The 20,651-nt window shown below is 38.4% G+C and carries 17 protein-coding genes, 1 pseudogene and 1 riboswitch; of the genes and pseudogenes, 6 read left to right on the forward strand and 12 right to left on the reverse strand.

Features of this window, described 5'->3' with window-relative positions:
- The first annotated feature begins 27 nt into the window (after positions 1–27).
- From AC3WJG_RS22680 to AC3WJG_RS22690, 3 genes are all read left to right on the forward strand, one after another.
- Entirely contained in the window at positions 28–1,155 is a 1,128-nt protein-coding gene (locus tag AC3WJG_RS22680) for an amidohydrolase (protein WP_028410125.1), read from the forward strand.
- A gap of 255 nt (positions 1,156–1,410) precedes the next feature.
- Entirely contained in the window at positions 1,411–1,971 is a 561-nt protein-coding gene (locus AC3WJG_RS22685; RefSeq protein ID WP_013055149.1) for a GNAT family N-acetyltransferase, read from the forward strand.
- Between the two features lie 102 nt (positions 1,972–2,073).
- Positions 2,074–2,190 (forward strand): YfhE family protein, encoded by a 117-nt coding sequence (locus AC3WJG_RS22690; protein WP_013055148.1) that lies wholly within the window; start codon positions 2,074–2,076, stop codon positions 2,188–2,190.
- 424 nt (positions 2,191–2,614) lie between these two features.
- On the opposite strand, the gene AC3WJG_RS22695 is transcribed toward AC3WJG_RS22690, so the two are convergent.
- The 7 genes and pseudogenes from AC3WJG_RS22695 to AC3WJG_RS22725 all read right to left on the reverse strand — a co-directional run bounded on the left by AC3WJG_RS22695 (position 2,615) and on the right by AC3WJG_RS22725 (position 12,914).
- A complete protein-coding gene (locus tag AC3WJG_RS22695; protein ID WP_028410126.1) occupies positions 2,615–4,756 on the reverse strand; it encodes a PAS domain-containing sensor histidine kinase in 2,142 nt (713 codons plus the stop codon).
- 343 nt (positions 4,757–5,099) lie between these two features.
- On the reverse strand, positions 5,100–6,440 hold the full coding sequence (locus tag AC3WJG_RS22700) for an amino acid permease (protein WP_221841222.1): 1,341 nt from the start codon (positions 6,438–6,440) through the stop codon (positions 5,100–5,102).
- A 158-nt stretch (positions 6,441–6,598) separates the two neighbouring features.
- Positions 6,599–6,679, reverse strand: a riboswitch (glycine riboswitch).
- Between the two features lie 200 nt (positions 6,680–6,879).
- Positions 6,880–8,230: pseudogene (locus tag AC3WJG_RS22705) on the reverse strand (FAD-binding oxidoreductase).
- Between the two features lie 341 nt (positions 8,231–8,571).
- Positions 8,572–9,957 (reverse strand): 23S rRNA (uracil(1939)-C(5))-methyltransferase RlmD, encoded by a 1,386-nt coding sequence (rlmD, locus tag AC3WJG_RS22710; RefSeq protein ID WP_337134569.1) that lies wholly within the window; start codon positions 9,955–9,957, stop codon positions 8,572–8,574.
- 162 nt (positions 9,958–10,119) lie between these two features.
- A complete protein-coding gene (gene pdaA / locus AC3WJG_RS22715; protein ID WP_028410132.1) occupies positions 10,120–10,929 on the reverse strand; it encodes a delta-lactam-biosynthetic de-N-acetylase in 810 nt (269 codons plus the stop codon).
- Between the two features lie 94 nt (positions 10,930–11,023).
- Positions 11,024–12,565, reverse strand: coding sequence for a fumarate hydratase (locus AC3WJG_RS22720; protein ID WP_081732061.1), 1,542 nt, complete (start codon positions 12,563–12,565; stop codon positions 11,024–11,026).
- A gap of 163 nt (positions 12,566–12,728) precedes the next feature.
- Complete coding sequence (locus tag AC3WJG_RS22725) at positions 12,729–12,914, reverse strand: SE1561 family protein (RefSeq protein WP_013081532.1); 186 nt, start codon at positions 12,912–12,914, stop codon at positions 12,729–12,731.
- Between the two features lie 203 nt (positions 12,915–13,117).
- Here AC3WJG_RS22725 and yfkAB point away from each other — a divergent pair, with 203 nt between their 5' ends.
- Complete coding sequence (gene yfkAB, locus AC3WJG_RS22730; RefSeq protein WP_337134568.1) at positions 13,118–14,236, forward strand: radical SAM/CxCxxxxC motif protein YfkAB; 1,119 nt, start codon at positions 13,118–13,120, stop codon at positions 14,234–14,236.
- 35 nt (positions 14,237–14,271) lie between these two features.
- On the opposite strand, the gene AC3WJG_RS22735 is transcribed toward yfkAB, so the two are convergent.
- Together AC3WJG_RS22735 and cax are read right to left on the reverse strand one after the other, a co-directional pair.
- Positions 14,272–15,072: a YfkD famly protein gene (locus tag AC3WJG_RS22735; RefSeq protein ID WP_025752771.1), complete on the reverse strand. Its 801-nt coding sequence runs from the start codon at positions 15,070–15,072 to the stop codon at positions 14,272–14,274.
- 178 nt (positions 15,073–15,250) lie between these two features.
- Complete coding sequence (gene cax / locus AC3WJG_RS22740) at positions 15,251–16,306, reverse strand: calcium/proton exchanger (RefSeq protein ID WP_016762856.1); 1,056 nt, start codon at positions 16,304–16,306, stop codon at positions 15,251–15,253.
- Between the two features lie 200 nt (positions 16,307–16,506).
- Between cax and AC3WJG_RS22745 the strand changes: the two genes are divergently transcribed.
- Positions 16,507–16,923 (forward strand): pyridoxamine 5'-phosphate oxidase family protein, encoded by a 417-nt coding sequence (locus AC3WJG_RS22745; protein ID WP_060746126.1) that lies wholly within the window; start codon positions 16,507–16,509, stop codon positions 16,921–16,923.
- Positions 16,924–17,068: 145 nt separating this feature from the next.
- Here the strand turns inward: AC3WJG_RS22745 and AC3WJG_RS22750 are convergent, their stop codons facing one another.
- Complete coding sequence (locus tag AC3WJG_RS22750; RefSeq protein ID WP_337134567.1) at positions 17,069–17,452, reverse strand: OsmC family protein; 384 nt, start codon at positions 17,450–17,452, stop codon at positions 17,069–17,071.
- 189 nt (positions 17,453–17,641) lie between these two features.
- Positions 17,642–18,130, reverse strand: a complete 489-nt coding sequence (gene padC, locus AC3WJG_RS22755; protein WP_060746125.1) for a phenolic acid decarboxylase — start codon at positions 18,128–18,130, stop codon at positions 17,642–17,644.
- Between the two features lie 380 nt (positions 18,131–18,510).
- Between padC and AC3WJG_RS22760 the strand changes: the two genes are divergently transcribed.
- Positions 18,511–19,695 (forward strand): MFS transporter, encoded by a 1,185-nt coding sequence (locus AC3WJG_RS22760; protein ID WP_337134566.1) that lies wholly within the window; start codon positions 18,511–18,513, stop codon positions 19,693–19,695.
- Positions 19,696–19,710: 15 nt separating this feature from the next.
- Here AC3WJG_RS22760 and AC3WJG_RS22765 read toward each other — a convergent pair whose 3' ends face one another.
- A complete protein-coding gene (locus tag AC3WJG_RS22765) occupies positions 19,711–20,637 on the reverse strand; it encodes a cation diffusion facilitator family transporter (protein WP_492588609.1) in 927 nt (308 codons plus the stop codon).
- Positions 20,638–20,651 lie beyond the last annotated feature (14 nt).

Raw genomic sequence — 20,651 nt, forward strand, 5'->3', positions numbered from 1 at the left:
AGCTGCCGATAGATAGGAGCATCCTTTATGAAAACCATTCTCTTGAAAAATGCAACGCTCTATCCTATTACGTCAAAACCTATTTATAATAGTGATGTGCTCATTCAAGATGGAAAAATTGTTTTAATTGGGCCAAACTTGCAGCCTCCTCTTCAAGTAGAAGTTATTGACTGCAAACAGCGCTATTTATTCCCTGGATTTATTGATGTTCATACACATCTAGGACTATATGATGAAGGAACCGGCTGGGCCGGAAATGATGCTAACGAAACAATCGAGCCTATGACTCCCCATATCCGAGCTTTTGACAGCGTACATCCTTTAGATCCTGGGTTTAAAGATGCCATTGAAGCGGGTATTACGTCTGTACACATTATGCCTGGAAGTGCAAATGTGATCGGAGGCACAACGTCCGTTATTAAAACAGCCGGAACAAGTATTTCTCAGATGTTGATTCAAGAGACAGCTGGACTTAAGATTGCGCTAGGAGAAAATCCAAAACGAATCCACAGCCATGGCAATAAAGAATCCATTACACGAATGGGTATTATGGGGATGCTGAGAGAAGCCTTTTATCATGCAAAAAGCAGTGACAATAAAGATGATTTGCGAATCAAACCACTCATTCAAGCACTGAATAGAGAGATTCCCGTTCGAATTCATGCTCACCGAGCCGATGATATTCTATCAGCTCTGCGCTTAGCAGATGAATTTAATTTAGACGTTCGTATTGAACACTGCACAGAAGGTCATTTAATTGCTAAAGAGCTAGGGGGAAGAAACTTAAAAGTAAGCGTGGGACCAACTTTAACACGCCGCTCAAAGGTTGAACTGAAGAATAAAACGTGGAAAACCTATCAAGCTCTCTGCAATGAAGGAGTAGAAGTTTCCATTACAACAGATCATCCTTATACGCCCATTCAGTACTTAAATATTTGTGCATCCATTGCCGTACGTGAAGGGCTCGAAGAACAAAAAGCATTAGAAGGCATCACGATTGCTGCTGCTCGGAATCTCCGTATTGATCAGCGAATTGGCAGTATCGAAGCAGGAAAAGACGCTGATTTGGTGCTATGGAGCCATCATCCTTTTCACTACTTAGCAAAGCCTATTTTTACGATGATAAATGGTAAAATATTATTTAAAAAAAATTAACATTTTACCTATTTTCTTTTTTTATTTTTTTTAGTATGATACGTTTAGAAGCATGTGAATTTCACAAAAGCATAAACATCACACGTTGACTTTTTATGTTTGTTGACTTGTAATGGGAAGGCAAATGGTGCGCCACCAGGTAACTGGTTCTAGTGGGTTCGATTCCCACCCCGAAATTTTTTTAATTATTAAAAAATTTCGAGGGTGGGGACTTGATTGGAGTCTGTATATACCCTCGATCAGGAGGGAAAAGTTATGTTAAAAAAACGTGACCTAAATGACTGTCAATCTCTATACGAACTCATGGTACATCCTGATGTCTTCCCTTTTGTTCGTCATAAAGCCCATTCCTATGAAGAATTTTTATTTGTGACTAAACAAACGATGGAAGCAGAAGATCATGGGGAAATCATTTCTCGCACGATTTTAGACGAATGGGGTAACCCTATCGGCACCATTAATTTATTTGATGTACAGGACCAAGCTGGTTTTTTAGGCACTTGGCTTGGCAAACCGTTTCATGGAAAAGGATATAATCAAATTGCAAAAGAAGCGTTCTTTAATGAACTGTTCTTTGAGTTAAATATAGAGCGAATTTTTATGCGAATTCGTAAAATCAATATCAGGTCTATTAAGGCTGCAGAAAAACTGCCTTACGCAGTACTTGCGAATGAAACACACAAAGCTTTATACGATGAAATTAATCAACATGAAGACGTATATGATTTATACGAAATTCCAAAAGACTTGTATACATTATACTACTTGCGTCACGAACAAGACGTTCAAGAAGATCACCAGCTTAAAGAAGCGTAAGAGTCTCTCCGTGTAACGGAGAGCTTTTTTTTATGATTAAAAACGAGAGATTCTGGAAAAAATAAGTAGCATGATCGAAAAACGTTAATTGGAGGGTTTTTTATGTCTGAAAAAAAACGAAAAGAAAACGCAAAAAATACGTTAAGTAGCGCTCAAGAAATCTATTACGGCCGCGAGTTTAAAAAAGCAGACCGTGCAGGCGGCTACACGAAAAAATAAGTGAGGCAAAACATCTCTATCCAACGCTTGATCATCCCAACGTCCTTTCTGTACAGTTTGTATCGGAAGGACGTTTTTATATTATGTAAAAATAATAACACGAAGATTTCAAGCTTATGATTTACGTTTTTTTAATACTCTACTATATCCACAAATTTTACCCACAATTATGTGGATAATGTGTATAACTTTATTGAATATGCATATTACCGCTTTCATAACTTGAAATAACAGTGGGTAATTTTTATGTAAATTTTCTGAAAAAATGTGAATAGTGTGGATAAAGTTGTGAATATCCTATATAATTCAGCAGTTAACTGCTTGTTAACTTGTGGATATCTTTTTTAGTACTTTCATTGATTTTAGTACCATCAAGGCTTTTGATATATTATAAGTATAATAATAAAAAGTAGGGGAACTTCCCCTACTTTTTTATAATTGGAAACAATATATCCACACTTGTTCCTTTATCTAACTGACTAGAAAACGTCATCTGCGCGTGGTGAGCTTTAATAATCCGATAGCTGACCATCAGTCCTAAACCTGTACCTTTTTCTTTTGTACTATAAAAAGGCTCACCTATCTTAGCCAACCGTTCAGGAGGAATACCCTGTCCTTCATCAGCAAGCTGCAGCCAAAGGTGGTTTTCTTTTACCTTAGTCGTAATATGAATAGCTCCTCCTTCAGGCATTGCTTCGATAGAATTTTTAATAATATTAATAAATACTTGTTTTAACTGATTTTTATCTCCATACACCCTCGGTAACTGGTCGTCCCTTTCAAATATGAAAGCTACTTCCCTTTCTACTGCTTCAGGTTCAAGAAGTGAGCACACTTCTTGAACAAGCGCTTGCATATTCAAAGATTCAACCTTCATTACCTGAGGTTTTCCTAACATCAAAAATTCTTCTACTATTCCATTCATTCGCTCTAATTCAGTTTCCATAATATCTATATACAAAGCATCTTTAGGATGTTGTTCTTTTAATAAGTGAACAAAGCCTTTTAAAGAAGTTAAAGGATTTTTGATTTCATGAGCCACTCCAGCTGCAAGTTCTCCTACCACGGCAAGCTTCTCAGAAGTTCTAAGCTTCTCTTCTGCCTTTTTACGCTCCGTAATATCTGTCGATACGCACAGCATTTGAATCACTTCCTGTTTTTCATTCATAATAGGAAGTTTTGCTGTTTCGACCCAGCGCCGGTTTCCTTTCGAATCTTTAAACTGTTCTTCTAATACCATCCCTTTTTGGGTACAGTTTGAAAACGCCCCTTTATATAAAAGATCTGATTGAAGGTTGAACTGATATTTATCAATTGATTGTCCAATTAAGTCATCAGATTTTTCACCTAAGAGCATCGCAAAAGATTCATTAACGAGAATGAATTCCCTTTTTTGATTGATAGCATAAATATAGCTTGGATTAATGTCAATAACTTGTCTTAAAAACGTTTTTTGTTCCTGCAGCTGATTTTCTTTTTGCTGTAAATTTGCTTTAGAATGGCGTATATAGCTAATCATTTCATTAAACTGTTTAGATAAAATACCGATTTCGCCCCGCTCAATTTCTCGTTCCGGAATTTTTTGATTAAAATTCCCGCGCGCTACTTGTCCCGCCAATTCATATAGTTTATGAATTGGATTCACAATTTGCCTTGCATATAACGCAGTAAAAAAAGAAAGCAGTAAAATCGTAACTCCTGAAACGATCCAAAGAGTTTTTTCAAACATTTCATAAGGCCTGTAAATTTCTTCAACGGGTAATTCAGCGACAATTCCCCAATCCAAAACAGGAATATATTCGAAAGACGCAAAGAAATACTTACCTTCGGTGTTCACCACGCGCTGATATCCTGATTTATGATTCATCGTTTTCTGAACGATTTCATTTTTCTTGGCATTTTCACCGATTCTCTGTTTCTCTGGGTGGGAAATAATTCTACCATTGCGGTCTACGATAAATGTATAGCCGTTCTCTCCTATATCAAACGTTTGAAAGATGGATTGAAAACTTTTATTTTCTTCAATTCGCAGCGCTAAATTTACAACCTTTTTTACATTTTGCTGCCCATCCAAAATAGGAATCGCCATCACCACAATGTAGTGCTTTGTATCTGCTGAAACGACATCGCTTAAATATATTTTTTTGGTTCGCAGCGCTTCTTGAAAATATTTTCTTTTACTTAAGTTCACATGTTTCATATTTTTTAAATCATTCGGGTAATAATGCTCAACATACCCTTTTACATTAAAAATGGTTCCGCTATCGATATACGGTGAAATATTAACTATTTTCTGCAATTCTTTGTCTATTTCTTGTTCATCATCCGATAAAAAAATAGGATCTTGCTGTACCTCGTCGCCTAGGCTCCAAATATCTTTAATGACGACGTTAATTTGCTCTTTCATTCTCTTGACGGTTTTATCAGTTACCTGTCGATATTGATCTTGAGAAATATTAGGCAGCATCACTCTTGAAACAATAAACATTAGCGTTAATATGGTACAAATAAGAAGCACGTTAATCGTGAAGATTTTCCAAAACGTATGAGATTTAAACCATTTCATGTTTGTTCACCTTAATCTAATGAAGTCTACCTTCATTGTACTCCAAAATGAAGACTTTTCCATATAAATGACGGAATTCCATCTTTAGACATAGAAGAAAAGCAATTTGTTCTACATTCCTATCAGAAAACTATGAGCTTTCTCACTGTGTTTTCTGTTAGAACAGCTTTTAGTTTTCTTCTATAAACTTTGCTTCCTGCATTTTATTCATGCAGTAGAAATCAATTATTTATCCTCCACTAAAAAGACCTCATCACGGAGTGATGAGGTCAGAAGTTTACTATATTCTTTTATAAAAAATTATGGTTGTTTCCTGCTGATTTTCTAGCCTTTAAAGATTTATTTATTTTCCCCTTCTAGTCCAGTAAAAAATAAATAAGAGAATAAACCAAACGGGCGTCAACAATAAGGCTGGGCGCGTCGCGTCAGAAAACAGCATAATAACAAGAATCACCGCAAACAATGCTAATACAACATAGTTTATAAATGGTGTTAACGGTGCTTTGAATGCTGATGCTGCATGCAGCTGCGGACGCGACTTTTTATACCTTAGATGGCAAATAAGAATGATACTCCACACCCAAATAAAACAAATAGCGCTAATGGTCGTTACGATGCCAAAAGCTTGGTCTGGTATAAGCTTGCTTAAAAGAGCTCCCGCTGAGATGACCACCGTAGATACAAATAATCCGTTGCTTGGTACGTGATTTTTATTCAGTTTTGCAAACTTAGATGGCCCTTGGTCATTTTTACTTAAATTATATAAGATACGGCTTGTTGAAAACATCCCGCTATTACAAGCAGAAGCGGCTGAAGTTAATACAACAAAATTAATAATTCCAGCAGCAAGCGGAATTCCGACTAAACTAAAGGTTTTAACAAATGGGCTTTCTGCTGCATTTAATTCCATCCACGGGTTAATAAATAAGAGGACGATAAGCGCTCCAACATAGAAAAATAAGATTCGCAGCGGAATTTTATTAATGGCCGATGGAATATTTTTTTGGGGATTTGATGTTTCTGCTGCCGATACCCCTACCAACTCAACCCCGACGTATGCGAATATAACCATTTGGAATGAAAGTAAGAAACCTGAAACTCCATTTGGAAACAGTCCTCCGTGATTCCAAAGGTTTTGAACAGTAACGGATCCCGCGTCTGTTTTAAATCCCATTACCAGCAAAATAACGCCAATAATAATTAACGCAAGAATCGTAATAACCTTTATTAAAGCAAACCAAAACTCTAATTCTCCAAATAATTTTACGGTTAATAAGTTAAGCCCTAATAAAATGATTACACAAATAAGTGCAGGAATCCACTGAGGAATATTGAACCAATATTTCACATATACACCAACGGCAATGACATCAGCCATAGCTGTCATGATCCAGCAAAACCAGTACGTCCATCCGGTGACAAATGAAGCCCACTGTCCAAGGTACTCTTCAGCAATATCTGTTAGTGATTGATAACCTGCTTTAGAAAGCAGTAGTTCTCCTAACGCTCTCATCACAAAGAAAAGCGCAATACCAACAATTAAATAAGCAAAGATGATAGAGGGACCCGCAAGCTGTATGGCTTTACCAGAACCTAAAAACAAGCCCGTACCAATGGTTCCCCCAATCGCAATTAGCTGAACATGACGATTGGATAAATCCCTCTTTAATTCTCGTTGTTCCAACTCTAACTCCTCCTAACAATAAAACCTTTGATGCGATCGTGCGGACTACAAATAAAGTCCAATAAAAAAAGAGATTGGATGCGCTCCAATCTCATGGTCATAAGAATAACAAATATTAAGGCACAGGCTACCAATTAGTAACACGCCAAATAAATATCCGGTACTCTTCTGTCCTTTTGCCTGAGATTGTGAACCCTTCGGCGTCGCGAAACTCTCGCGATCTCTCCAGAAGCTGCTCCTGCTATAGTGTGATCCATAGCAATCATAGCTTTCTACGTATTAAATTTTTTCGATCAAGATAGTGACTGTCGAATAGTTGTTTATTCTAATACCAGTTTGGTGCTTTGTCAACAAGAAAGAGTATTTTCATTTATTTACCTTCTTTGAAAGAAGATGATTGCACAGGTTCAATTGTCAACTTAGTATCCTTTTCCGCACACTATCTTAGTCCCTGAGGAAACCTGAACACATTAAACGGATCGTACTTCTTATTCACTCTCTCTAATCTCTCTGCGTTGTCTCCAAAATACTCACGTTCGTAATTTTTAAGGTTGCTGATAGGGAAATTCACATAGGAGCCTATCGTCATACTTTTAATATATTCAAATCGCTTGCGAAGCCAATCTCTGTTTGCTCTTGCATATGCATCGTCTGTCCATACGGACTGAAACCCCATAATATATCTGGCGTTTCTGTAGAAAAAAGCCGTTTCTCTTTTACCAACACGGCGAATTTCTCCTCCTAGTGCATAAAAAGAAATCGCAGCATACACGGAACCTTCTGCTGGACGCTGTATGAGATCTGTAAGATTTTCAAGCTCAACACGTGAATACGTTCTTTGCACAAATCTTCCCGTTGACTTAAATTTTTCAGACGGAGGATAGGTTTCCTCTATTTTTTTTTACCGCTTCAAGAAAAGGTAATGATTCCAGCTCTACTTGAAACCCTTCTGCTTCTGCAAAAGGCTGCAAAATCTTCCGAGCTCTTTCTCGGGAGCCGTAAAAGAAGCCGTTTGCAAATATGCCTAACCCTTCTCCTTCAGCATTATAAAAGCTTGCAACTAGCGTCATACGTTTGTCCAGTTCGGGCAGCCAGTTTTGCCATATATTCATCACTTGTCTCTGCTTCTCCTTTGTAGTACCTACATAAAAGAAGCGAACGAGCGTCACAGAGCTGTTCGTTGGCTTTGGAAGCTGAAACGTCATGCTTACTACAACGCCAAAGTTACCGCCACCGGCACCGCGGCATGCCCAAAAAAGATCAGCGTTACACGATTTGTTTGCTTTGATGAGCTTTCCTTCATAATTGACTAACTCTAGCTCTATCAAGCTGTCGCATCCTAACCAGTAAAGCCTGCTTGAAAGTCCCCAGCCTCCACCAAGCGTAAAGCCAGACACCCCAACAGTCGGACACGTTCCTCCTGGAAAAACATATCCGTTCGAACCGATGAAACCATACACTTCCGTATTTTTCGCTCCTGCTTCCATCTTTAAAATGTTCCGTTTCCTATCTAATTTCAACCCATTTAATCGACTAATATCAATGACTAATACACAGTCACCCGTAGAATATCCTTCATAATGATGACCACCAGATCGAATGCGAATCTCAACACGATGCTTGCGCGCCCAGTGGATCGCATTCACAACATCCTGCTTTTTTTCACAGTACACAATCACAAGCGGAAATTTATCAATAGCGCGATTCCATTCCTGACGAGCTTCCTCATAAATGGGGTCTTTTGGCGTTACCACTTCGCCCGTAAGTCCTTTTAAAAACATTGAGTCCATTTAACCTCTTCCCCTTTGTACATACTTTTCAGTAGTTTTATTAATATAGTATTATCGATGTGGTTAAAGGTTTGGGTTTTGGGATAGAGTTTGCGTTTATTATTTGTATAAAAGACGTCATTATAGTTTATCTTAAAGGCATTAACCCTCTTATGTAATTTCTCTTTAGCGATGTAACACTTTCCATGACTAGACTTTATGGGAATTTCATCTCACTATACTAAGATATTTTTTCACACTAAAAGAACAGATGTTGAATTTTAACAACTTTCTCCATTTAATAAGAGTACAGCTCAAAGAAAAAAGAGCAGAATCTAATCTGCCCTTTACTCTTTTTCTATTCATTTTTTTAACGTCAAACTCACCACATTCTCCACGTGCGCCGTATGCGGAAACATATCAACAGGCTGAATGTAATCAACATGATAAGCCTTCGACAGCTGCTGCACATCTTTGGCTAATGTGGATGGATTACAAGAAACGTAAACCACTTTCTTTGGCTTCACTTGTAAAATCGTTTTTAGAAGCTTGTCATCACAGCCTGTTCGCGGCGGATCAACGACGATAACGTCTGGCTTCCAGCCTTCTTTTACCCACTGCGGCATCCATTTCTCAGCCGGACCCGTTACGTACGTAGCATGCTCAAACCCATGATCTTGGGCATTTTTTCTTGCGTCTGCAATCGATTCTTCAATCGTATCCATTCCGCGAATTTCTTTGGCATCTTTAGCAAGCCATAAGCCAATTGTCCCTACTCCGCAGTAAGCATCTACAATTTTTTCACTGCCTGTTAACGCAGCTGCTTTTTTTACTTCGTCATATAGCTTCACGGTTTGAAGAGGATTCAGCTGGAAGAATGCACGAGCTGAAAGTTCGAATGAAATGTCCCCTAACGTTTCTTGAATCACTGATTTTCCAGCAAGAGTAAACGTTTCGTCTCCAAAAATAAGCGATGTTTTTTGGCCGTTTACGTTTTGTACGAGCGATTTCACTTCCGGTAGGCGACGCTGAATTTCTTTAATCAGCAGCTCTTTTCTCGGAATGTCTTGTTTAGCCGTAATCAAGACAATTTGCACTTCACCCGTTTCAAATCCTACTCGAGATACGATAGTACGTACAATACCACGACGTTTGCGCTCATTGTAGATAGGAATTTGAAGGTCTTGTAAAATTCGTTTTATTTCTTTTGTCACGTGATTTGTAGCTTTATGCTGAATGGGACAGTTTTCAATATCAATCAAGCGGTGAGAATTCAGTCCGTACAAACCAGCGATGACTTTTTGTTTGTCCATACCCACTTGAAACTGGGATTTATTACGATAGCGCCAAGGATCTTCCATGCCAATCGTTTGGCGTGTTTTCTCTTCTACTTTTTTTAATGAACTGTGACGTTCGAACGCCTGCAAAACGATATCGCGCTTAGATTCTAGCTGACCTTCATACGATAAATGCTGAAGCTGACAGCCTCCGCACTGCTCGTAAATAGGACAGGGTGCTTCTACGCGATGAGGAGATTTTTTGCGAATTCGCTTGATTTTCCCCTCGGCAAAATTACGCTGAACGTTTGTTGCTTCTACAACCACTTCTTCATTTGGTAGTGCTCCCGGCACAAAGACGACTTGGCGCTTAAAATATCCTACGCCTTCTCCATTAATACCGAGCCTTTTTATCGTTAACGGAAACGTTTGTCCTTTTTGAACTTTCATTTCAGTTTTTGGTTTATTCATGAGACCAACTCCGATTAGTTTAAATTCTTTATATAGTTATTAACGGTCCTTAGCTGCTTAAAACCTAGTAGACCGTATCGCTTTAAAAAAGACATCAACGCATATTATAACACTTCAACAGCAAAAAACCGACAGGAGAAACATTCCCATCGGTTTTTATCTTTATTTCGTTTTAGAAGAACTTTTCTTCATTTGTTTGCGTTCGTTCATTAAATCATCAATGCTTTTAAACGTATAGCCCTGCTTTTTTAAATCTACAATCGCTTGATCTAATGCATCTGCGTTATCCTTTGAAACAGTATGCAAAAGCATGATCGCACCTGGATGTATTTGAGCCATCATATTGTCATATGAGTAGCGCCAGCCTTTTTGTTCATTCACTTTCCAGTCAACGAATGCAAGTGACCAAAATACGTTCGTATAGCCCTCTTGCTTTGAAAGAGCTAGCGTTCGTTCACTAAATACGCCTCTAGGTGAGCGAAGATACTTCATTTCATCACGACCCGTAATGTTTTTGTATTCATCTTTTACTTTTTGCAGTTCTTCTTTAAAACGTTTGTCATCCACTTGAGTTAAGTCAGGGTGATGCCATGAATGATTGCCGACAATATGCCCTTCTTTTACCATTCGCTTAATTAGCTCAGGCTCTTCTTTTAAATAATGTCCTGTTACAAAGAACGTCGCAGGAACCTTTCTTTTTTTGAGGACGTCTAATACCTGCGGTGTATAGCCATTTTCATAACCGTTATCAAATGTTAAATAAATATTTTTTTTAGTTGTATCTCCGAGATAAAAAGCATCATACTTAGCAAGAATTTGTTCATAAGCTGTACCTGCGGATGCAGGCTTGTGATTTTTGCTTTTTTGAAATCCCCAGCTGATCGGAGTGTTTGGATACATTTGTGCTTCAACAGATGCTATGCCTGTTGACATCACAAATAAAAAAACGAGAAAAAAGGTGAACCGGCGCATAAGAAGCTCCTTTCGGAAGTCATTTTACGCTTAGTATCCACTCAATTTTCTCGTTCATGAACGTTACTTTTTACCATACGCTTCGGACGTATGTTTATTTAAATACCGGTTCTTTAAATTGCTCAAGCTTTTCAAATGAAGACTTGTCTACATCTGCATGCAAGCTGTTTCCGTGTGAATCCATCGTCACTACAGCTGTAAAGCCTTCTACTTTTAAATGCCACATTGCTTCAGGAATACCGAACTGCATCAAATCAACGCCTTCTACACTCTTGATACAGTCAGCATAGTACTGTGCAGCTCCGCCGATCGCATTTAAATATACGCCGCCGTGCTCTTGAAGAGCAGCAAGTGTTTTAGGACCCATACCGCCTTTACCGATAACCGCTCGGATACCAAATTTCTTCATAATATCTCCTTGGTACGGTTCTTCACGGATACTTGTTGTTGGTCCTGCAGCGGTTACGTGCCATTTTTCATCTTCATCTTTTAACATAACCGGACCACAGTGATAAATGATTTGTCCATTTAAATCAATTGGCGCATCGTGATCTGTTAAATGCTTATGAATAGCGTCGCGTCCTGTGTACATCATACCGTTGATACGCACCACGTCGCCAACTTTTAATTCACGAATTTGCTCTTCTGTAATAGGTGCTTGTAATACAACTTCTTTTGTTTCATCCGCATTTTGTTTCTCTTCTTCGCCTGCATTTTTATTAAAATCTACTTCTTCGCCTTCTTGATACAGCCACTCTTGAACGCTTCCTGTATCGGCATTGATTTTAACGCCCAAACGGCGGTAAGCCCAGCAGTTATACGCAACTGACACATAAAAGCTAGCAGGAATACGATTAATAACGCCGACTTTACAGCCAAGTAATGTCGTTTCTCCGCCAAAGCCCATTGTACCAATTCCTAACTTATTGGCATTTTCCATTACATACTCTTCTAATTCTTTCAGCTGAGCATTTGGATTTTCGTCATCTAAGTTTCGGAACAGCTGCTCTTTTGCTAATTCATAGCCTGTTGTACGGTCGCCACCGATTCCAACACCAATGACGCCGGCACTACAGCCTTGACCTTGTGCTTGATACACAGAGTGCATCACACATTTACGAATTCCGTCTAAATCACGGCCAGCTCTACCTAAACCTTCTACTTCACAAGGCAGGCTGTACTGAATGTTTTTATTTTCACAGCCGCCGCCTTTTAAAATAAGACGCGCATCAATATAGTCATTTTCCCACTGTTCAAACTTAATAACCGGCGTGCCGCCGCCTAAATTATTACCGCTGTTTTCTCCCGTTAACGAATCTACGGAGTTAGGGCGAAGCTTTCCGTGCTTTGTTGCTTCTTCAATTGCCCAATAAATCGCTTCTTTAATTTGAAGCTGATTCACTCCTACAGGGGTTTTAATTTTAAATGTTGGCATACCTGTATCTTGACAAATTGGTGATAAATTATCATCCGCCATTTTAATATTATTGGTAATGGTTGCTAAAGACATTGCTGCACGAGTTCCTGCATTTTCACGCGCTTTTGCCTTTGCGATAGCACGTCGAACGTCTTTTGGCAATTTTGTAGATGTTTCAACAATTAAATCGTACATGCTTTGTTTTAAAGCTTCAATCATCACTTAATTCCTCCCATATCCCGCTAATGTATGTATTTATCTATCTGTCGTACAACTTTCAAAATTTATTATACTCCTTCAAAAATTGTTTCGAAAGACCTTTATAGGAGGATTTCCACTTCAAGCAAAAAAGCGCTAGTTTTTCTAGCGCTTTTTCCTTTGTTCATTCTTTATCTTTTTTAAACTGCTCACATTTTGCTTCGAGGTCATCAATCATTGTAATCAAACGGTCAATGTCTTCTAAGTCTGTGTTTTCAGGCTCCATAGAGTCTAATACGTGTACAAACATATTTAAACGATCTTTTAAATAACGTACTTGTGAATCTTTATCTCGAACGGCGTTTCCCATTTTAAACCCTCCTGATATAGCTTTTCATTCGTATTTCTTTATATCCTAACGAATACTTTCATATTTGACAACTAAAAGCAATAAAATCCATAATAGTCACTGGTGTCCGTTTTGAATGAGACGTATAATTTAGTCTAGCAGGACGGACCGTGAGATGTTTTCATCATCATTTCACTTTACGGAAAAATAAAAGGAGTTTTTTTATGGCCACTTTACAACGAATTACCCCGGAGTTCGATCCGTGGGAAGCGTATTTAGATATGAAACAATATGGCAAACCCACGCTTACAAACGTTGAATTTACCACAACGACGCTTTGTAATATGCGATGTGAGCACTGCGCAGTTGGATATACGCTGCAGCCAAAAGATCCAAACGCACTGCCGCTTGATTTAATTTTAAAACGTCTCGATGAAATTCCAACTCTTCGAGCGTTAAGCATTACGGGCGGAGAGCCGATGATGTCTCTATCTTCTGTGAAAAATTATGTGGTGCCTTTATTAAAGTATGCACATGAACGAGGTGTCCGTACACAGATTAATTCAAATTTAACATTAGATCTTGCTCGTTACGAACAAATCATTCCTTATTTAGATGTTTTACATATTTCTCACAACTGGGGAACGATGGATGACTTTGTGGAAGCTGGCTTTGCAATGATGGAGCGAAAGCCTACTTATGAGCAGCGCGCCAAATATTTCGACCGTATGATTGAAAACAGCCGCGCGCTTGTAAAAGCAGGTGTAACCGTATCAGCTGAAACGATGTTAAATAAACGTACGCTTCCTCATATGGAAAAGATTCATCGTCAAATTGTTGATGAAATGCTTTGTCAGCGTCACGAAGTACACCCTATGTATCCAAGTGACTTTGCCAGCACTCTAGAAACATTATCTCTTCCTGAAATGCGTCAAGCTATTCATCACCTTCTTGATATTCGAGATGAAAATGTGTGGATGCTATTCGGCACGCTGCCGTTTTATGCATGCAGCAATAATGAGGAAGACTTAACGCTCTTACAACGCTTATATAGCAGTAAAAATGTAACCGTTCGAAACGATCCAGACGGGCGCTCTCGCCTAAATGTAAATATTTTTGACGGAGATATTATCGTAACAGATTTTGGTGATACACCTCCTCTTGGCAACATTCAAGATACAATGCTTACAGACGCTTTTGATACGTGGCAGCAAAGCACAATTTCTAAAGAACTTAGCTGTCATTGTTCAGCAGTATCTTGTTTAGGACCTAATATTTTGGTGAAAAACAGCTATTATCAAGATACTGATTTCAGCAAACTCCAAGCGAATATCACAAAATAACAAAAAGAGATTCCACCACTGGAATCTCTTTTTTATTATCTCGGCTGATCGTAAGCCCCAAAGCTTAAGGAAACATAATCTTGTACTGGAATCCATGCTCCAATTCCTTGAGACGTTACATTTCTCACTACAATTGAACGCTTGCTTCCTTTTACCGTTACATACACTTCTCCATATGTTACTTTTCCTTTTTCACTTACAGCAGGCGTATACGCATACAGATAACCTACTTTTTTAGGAGCTACGTTATAGACCTGGTCTTTTTTCGTTCCGGCACCTACAAACGTTTGAAATGATAAAGTGAGCTTTGTTTTTTTAGCTGCTTCAATTAGCATCATTTGTTTCACATGATCAGGCTGAGGCACTTTTGCTGTTAATCCGCCTTTTATATGGCTTTGATTTTCCTGGCTGTACATCATTTTGTACTGAGTTTTTCCTGCTCTGTTATCATAATGATTTGTATTGATTCGCTGGTGCTGCCAGTTAACGTTTGTTTCTGTTGATTCGTAATTTAATGGCCACTGTCCTAAAAAGATAGTTGCTCTAAAACCAATTGCCCATGGAGTTTTAGAAATGTTTGATTCATTTAATATACGAATTAAATCAGGGTTTTCAATTTTCACATTTGATGTTTCAATGAGCTCTTTTGTAAACTCACTCGGCTGCAAATATGGCGTATCTTGACTAGCATTTGGATACGTATTTTCTTTTGAAATATTTAAAGCTGAAGAAGGCACGTTGATGGTAGGCTGAGCTGTTTTCGCAATGGCGATCTTCGTTGAACATGAAAATGAAATAATGATGGTAAACACAAATAAAAGCAATTTACGTAACATCTAGAAACTCCTTTCAACATCGTTAATGAATGCAACCATAGTTTTTTCAAACATCTCCTGTTTTATCCTGAATACTAAAAGGGAAATTCTTCTATTTACTTACACAAAAAGAATCCGAACCATTAATCGTTCGGATTCTTCCTTCAACTAAAATATGTTTGTCCCAGCCTCTTCTTTTTTAAATAAGATAAAAACCAATTCCCATAATAATATAAGCACCTAAAAGAGTTGCACCTTCGAACCAGTTTGTATCTCCGTCATTAGAAATAGCAATAGTTAAAAATACGGCCGTTACCATCGCAATCAACTCAGGCCAAGTAAAGACAAGAGACATTTGGTTTTCGAACATCAGCGAAACTAACACTAATATTGGTGCTACAAACATCGCGACTTGTAAAGTGGATCCAACAGCAATTTCAACAGCTACACCCATGCGGTTTTTAACGGCCATAATAATAGCGGAAGCGTGCTCTGCTGCGTTTCCAACAATCGCTACAATGATGACCCCAATGAACAGCTCACTCCACCCAAAACTTTCGGATACAATTTCGATTGTACTAACCAAGCTTTCAGATACGTAAGCTACAGCTAACGTAGACAAAAAGAGAACAGTAATCGCTTTCCACATTGACCATTCTGGCTCTTCATGTTCTTCCACTTCTTCACTTTTATGCTGATACACGCCTCGGTGCGTTACCAGCTTAAAAAATAACGCCGCTAAGTACAAGATGATGAGAATAATGGATATTCCGACACTCAGGGACATGGTCTTCGCTTCGTCCATTTCGCTAGCAAACACTTCAGGAATAACAAACGCAACGATAACAGCAAAGATCAATAATCCAGAATTATGTCTTGCATCATAGACATTAAATTCTTGGCGCTTAAATTTTAATCCCCCGATGAAGAATGAAAGACCGCCTACAAGAAGGAGATTTCCTAATACAGAACCGGTTAACGATGCAAGCACCACAGCTGTAAGGCCTTCTTTTAGAGCAAAAATAGAAATAATTAATTCTACAGCGTTACCAAACGTAGCATTTAATAGACCGCCTATTCGAGGACCAGCTACAACAGCTAAGCTCTCTGTTGCTCTCCCCATAAAAGCTGCGAGGGCAATGATTGTTAAACAGTAAATAATAAACATAAGAACATCTGACCAGTGCATCATGTGCCCAATAACAGATAGCGGCACCCCAAGAATAACCGCTATAAGAAAAATCCGATTGATCATCGATATGTACACCTACCTTATTCATTTTTTGACAACAAAATCAATCATATCAAATTAATGGAATTTGTATAGACTCACCGTCAATGTTAGTATTTTTAACCTATTTTTATAAATGATAAACCCTTAATTGATTTTTGATTAAGATAGTTAAAAATCAGCCAAACTACCAAGGGTAAAAAGATATAATAAGGAGTGAAAAAATGAGCAATAATGATGTGAAAAATCAAATTTTATCCGTACTGGATGACTATACAATTGGAACGTTAGCTACAATTCAAGATGGAAAACCTTATTCACGCTTTATGATGTTTTTTCATGAAGATCTTGTGCTCTACACCGCCACCAATAAAGATACACATAAAGTCGAAGAACTAGAAAAAAACCCTTACGTTCATATTTTGTTAGGCTATGATGGGCAAGGTTGGAGTGATCCGTATGTAGAGGTAGAAGCGAAAGTAAATGTAGAAACAAACGAAGAGTTAAAAAAGAAATTTTGGAATGAAAAGTTAAAAGAGTGGATTAAAAGTCCAGATGACCCAAGTTATTTGCTTCTTCAGCTGACTCCTGAACGCATGCGCTATTTTGATAAAGCCGGCAGCAAACCGAAGGAAATATGAGATTGAGACGTAGCTAAGTCCATTCCATCTGAAGACAAACAAATGGGAGCAAGGAGATAAACCGCTTGTAACAACACCATAAAGATCCGAACGAGTTTGATTCATCGTTCGGATCTTCTTCAACTAAAATATTTTTGTCCCAACCTCATTTAATTTCGAAGGTTTCTGTCACTTCAATACTGTCAATAACCGACTGTAGCATCGAACAATTTTTTCGTGCTAGCTCAATTGATTTTTCAATTTTGTCTAATGGAAGGTCTTCTCCTGTGATGATATAGTGCAAATGAATTTTTTCGATTCGCCCCGCTTTTTCATCATTTCGCGTCACATCAGCTTGGATGCGTAAATCGGAAAAAGCAATCCTTTTTTTCTCTAGAATCTTTCTTAACACGCCTCCGCTGCAAACAGCAATGGACGATACCATTAGCTGATACGGACGAAAGCCATACTCTTCATCTCCGGCGATATGTAGCTCTCCATAAGGAAGATTTGTTGTAAACCCCGCCTCTTTTTTTATGTTAAATTCCACTTTCTTCACTCCTTTACTTCATTATAAACCGCTTTTTATATAACCAACTACTCTCAATAGGGATACTTGTTACACCGTCACCATAAAAAAATCCGAACGAATTTGATTCTCCATCAAGAATCTCGATTCATCGTTCGGGTCTTCCTTCAACTAAACTACTTTTGTCTCAGCCTTTTTTATGACTCTGTGTTAAATTAATTTTCCGGCGCGAATATCATTTGTCATTCCTTCGTAAGGCGCTTGAGCGATAACTTCCTCATTGTTCGCTCCGACATTTTTGATAAATGTAATGTCAGCAAATTCGGGTACAACGTATTTCGGATATGTTTCGTATTTTTCACGGGATTCATGCATTAAATTAAGATGATCATTTTGATAGCACACGGTAATTTCAGGATGTTCATGTACCCATTTTGGGAAGAAAATAATGCCGTGCATCCGTTTTTCATCAGGCATAAAGTTCAAAGATACATCTGTTCCAGTCGGCTCAGTCCACGATACTTTATATACACCTTCTGTTAATTTCACAATATCTACTTTTTGGTCGCGAACCCATCGTCCTGCCACCATTCCGCTGTGAATACGATAATCGATTGTATTTTCGTTTTTGATATAAATTTCATATTCCCATCCGTTTTCGTACGTGTAAATCATATGATTTCCAATAAATTTTTCCATTTTTATATCGCTCCTTTGATTTATAACACTTCGTATATGTCTGACACAACGCGATCCGATCTAAGCGTCTCACAGCAGTGCCTAGAAAAACGCAGTTTTGTAAGCGTTTGTATTTCGCGCTTCCTGTATGACCAATGACAATCGCTGTACCGACATTGATTGTGAATGTCGCTATTTTCTTAAGCACTGTGTGTATTCTAGCGACTGCCTTTTAATTGTAAATTAAAACATGTAACTATTTACATGTTTTATTCTACTTCCCTTATAAAAAGATGTCAAATTAACAGCACAGCACGTCTACATCCTTGTCAATAAAGCGTTTTCCTTGTACGATTAAACAGTTGGATTGACAAAATATAGATAAAAAGAGGTTGAATGCTATGAGTGCTACTCATAAACAACGTTTCTGGATTTTAGTTAGCCTTGTCGCCATTTCTGGATTCAGCCAAGGTATGCTGCTGCCTTTAATTGCTATTATTTTTGAGAAAGACGGTCTTTCTTCTACTATAAACGGATTAAACGCAACGGGATTGTACCTAGGCATTTTATTTATTTCTCCTTTCATGGAAGGGCCGCTTCGCAGATACGGATATAAACCAATTATCGCAGCAGGCGGACTTTTAGTTATTGTATCTTTAGCTTTGTTTCCCTTGTGGAAATCTGTTGTTTTTTGGTTTGTGCTCCGTTTATTTATTGGAATAGGAGACCACGCGCTGCACTTTGGTACTCAAACGTGGATTACATCGTCTTCACCTGCTGATAAACGAGGTCGAAACATTTCATTGTACGGGCTTTTTTTCGGTATTGGTTTTGCTGTTGGTCCTTTAATGACGCCGTTAATTGAAATTAATCAAGCGCTTCCTTTTATGATTTCTTCAGCTCTCTGCCTCATAACGTGGGTGTTTTTATTTTTGATAAAAAATGAATTTCCCCTACAGGAAGTGGAGGTTAATTCATTAAAAGAAACGGCTAAACGATTTTCTAAGGCGGCTAAGTATGCTTGGATTGCTTTTTTGCCGCCTTTTGGATATGGATTTTTAGAATCATCACTGAACGGAAGCTTTCCTGTATATGGCTTACGAATTGGTTTGCAAGTAGAGTTTATTTCACTCCTCTTGACTTCCTTTGCAGTTGGAGCTATTGTATTTCAGCTTCCTCTCGGAATACTGAGCGATAAATTTGGACGGAAATTGGTATTAGGATGGATTTTATCAATTGGAGCCGTTACGTTTCTTACAGCAAGCCTCTTGGAAGAGACTGCTATTCCATTAGTAGCTTGTTTATTTATAGCTGGCATGGTTGTAGGCTCGACGTTTAGTTTAGGAATCAGCTATATGACGGATTTGATTCCTGCTCGTCTACTGCCTACAGGCAATTTACTATGCGGCATTGCTTTTAGTATCGGAAGCCTTGCCGGCCCTTACATAGGCGGCACGTTTATTCAGTTCTTTCACCATATCAGCTTTTTTAATATTATTAGCGGGATGCTTGGCTTTATTTTTATTATTCTTTTTGTATTCGGACAAAAGATGCCTATGCAACAAAAAACAAGCGAGAACCTATAGGTTCTCGCTTGTTTTTTAAACTTTTAGCGTTCGATGCTGAAGAGCTGATTTTTCAATTTGTATCGTGGTATGCTCAATGCCGCAGTGATCATGTACTAAATCGATGGCTTTTTGCAAAATTTGCTGACAATCTTTTTCATCTTCTACGCGCATATGACAGCTCAATGAGTCCAGTCCTGAAGTAATGGTCCAAATGTGTAAATCATGCACATCTTTGACTCCTTCAATGTTTTCAAGAAGGTTTTTTATTTCACTGTGATCTACCCCTTCAGGAGAGCCTTCCATCAAAATATGAACGCTATGAGCAAGCACGCCCCAAGCGCTTTTTAAAATTAATACAGACACAACTACAGAAATAATAGGATCAGCAATATACCATCCAAACAGCATCATAAGAAGTCCCGCTACAATAGCTCCAATAGATCCTAAAGCATCTCCCAATACGTGTAAGTAAGCGCTGCGTAAATTTACGTTTCCTTTTACATCGCCTTGTCTCATAAGTGACCAGGCGATGATTAAATTAGCGAGTAAACCAACAGTAGCAATCAGCATCATGCTGCCGCTTGCTACAGACTGCGGCTCTAATACGCGCTGATAGGCTTCATAGATGATAAATCCTGCTATTACAAACAGTGCCACTCCGTTAAAAAGAGCCGCTAATATTTCAAAACGATAATAACCGTACGTTTTTTTAGCCGATGCAGCTCGGTTAGCAAACCATATCGCTACAAGACTAAGAGCAAGTGAGCTTGTATCAGAAAGCATGTGTCCGCTATCGGATAATAACGCTAAACTATTTGTAAAAAGCCCTCCAACAAACTCAAGAATCATAATACCCGCTGTGATAATGAGTGCAATTAACAGACCTTTTTTGTTGCCTTCACGCTGTGTATCAAAATGGTGATGGTGACCATGATGATGGTGGTGATGATCATGACTCATGCAAAGCCCCTCCT

This window comes from Priestia sp. FW507-14D1A (assembly GCF_058781295.1).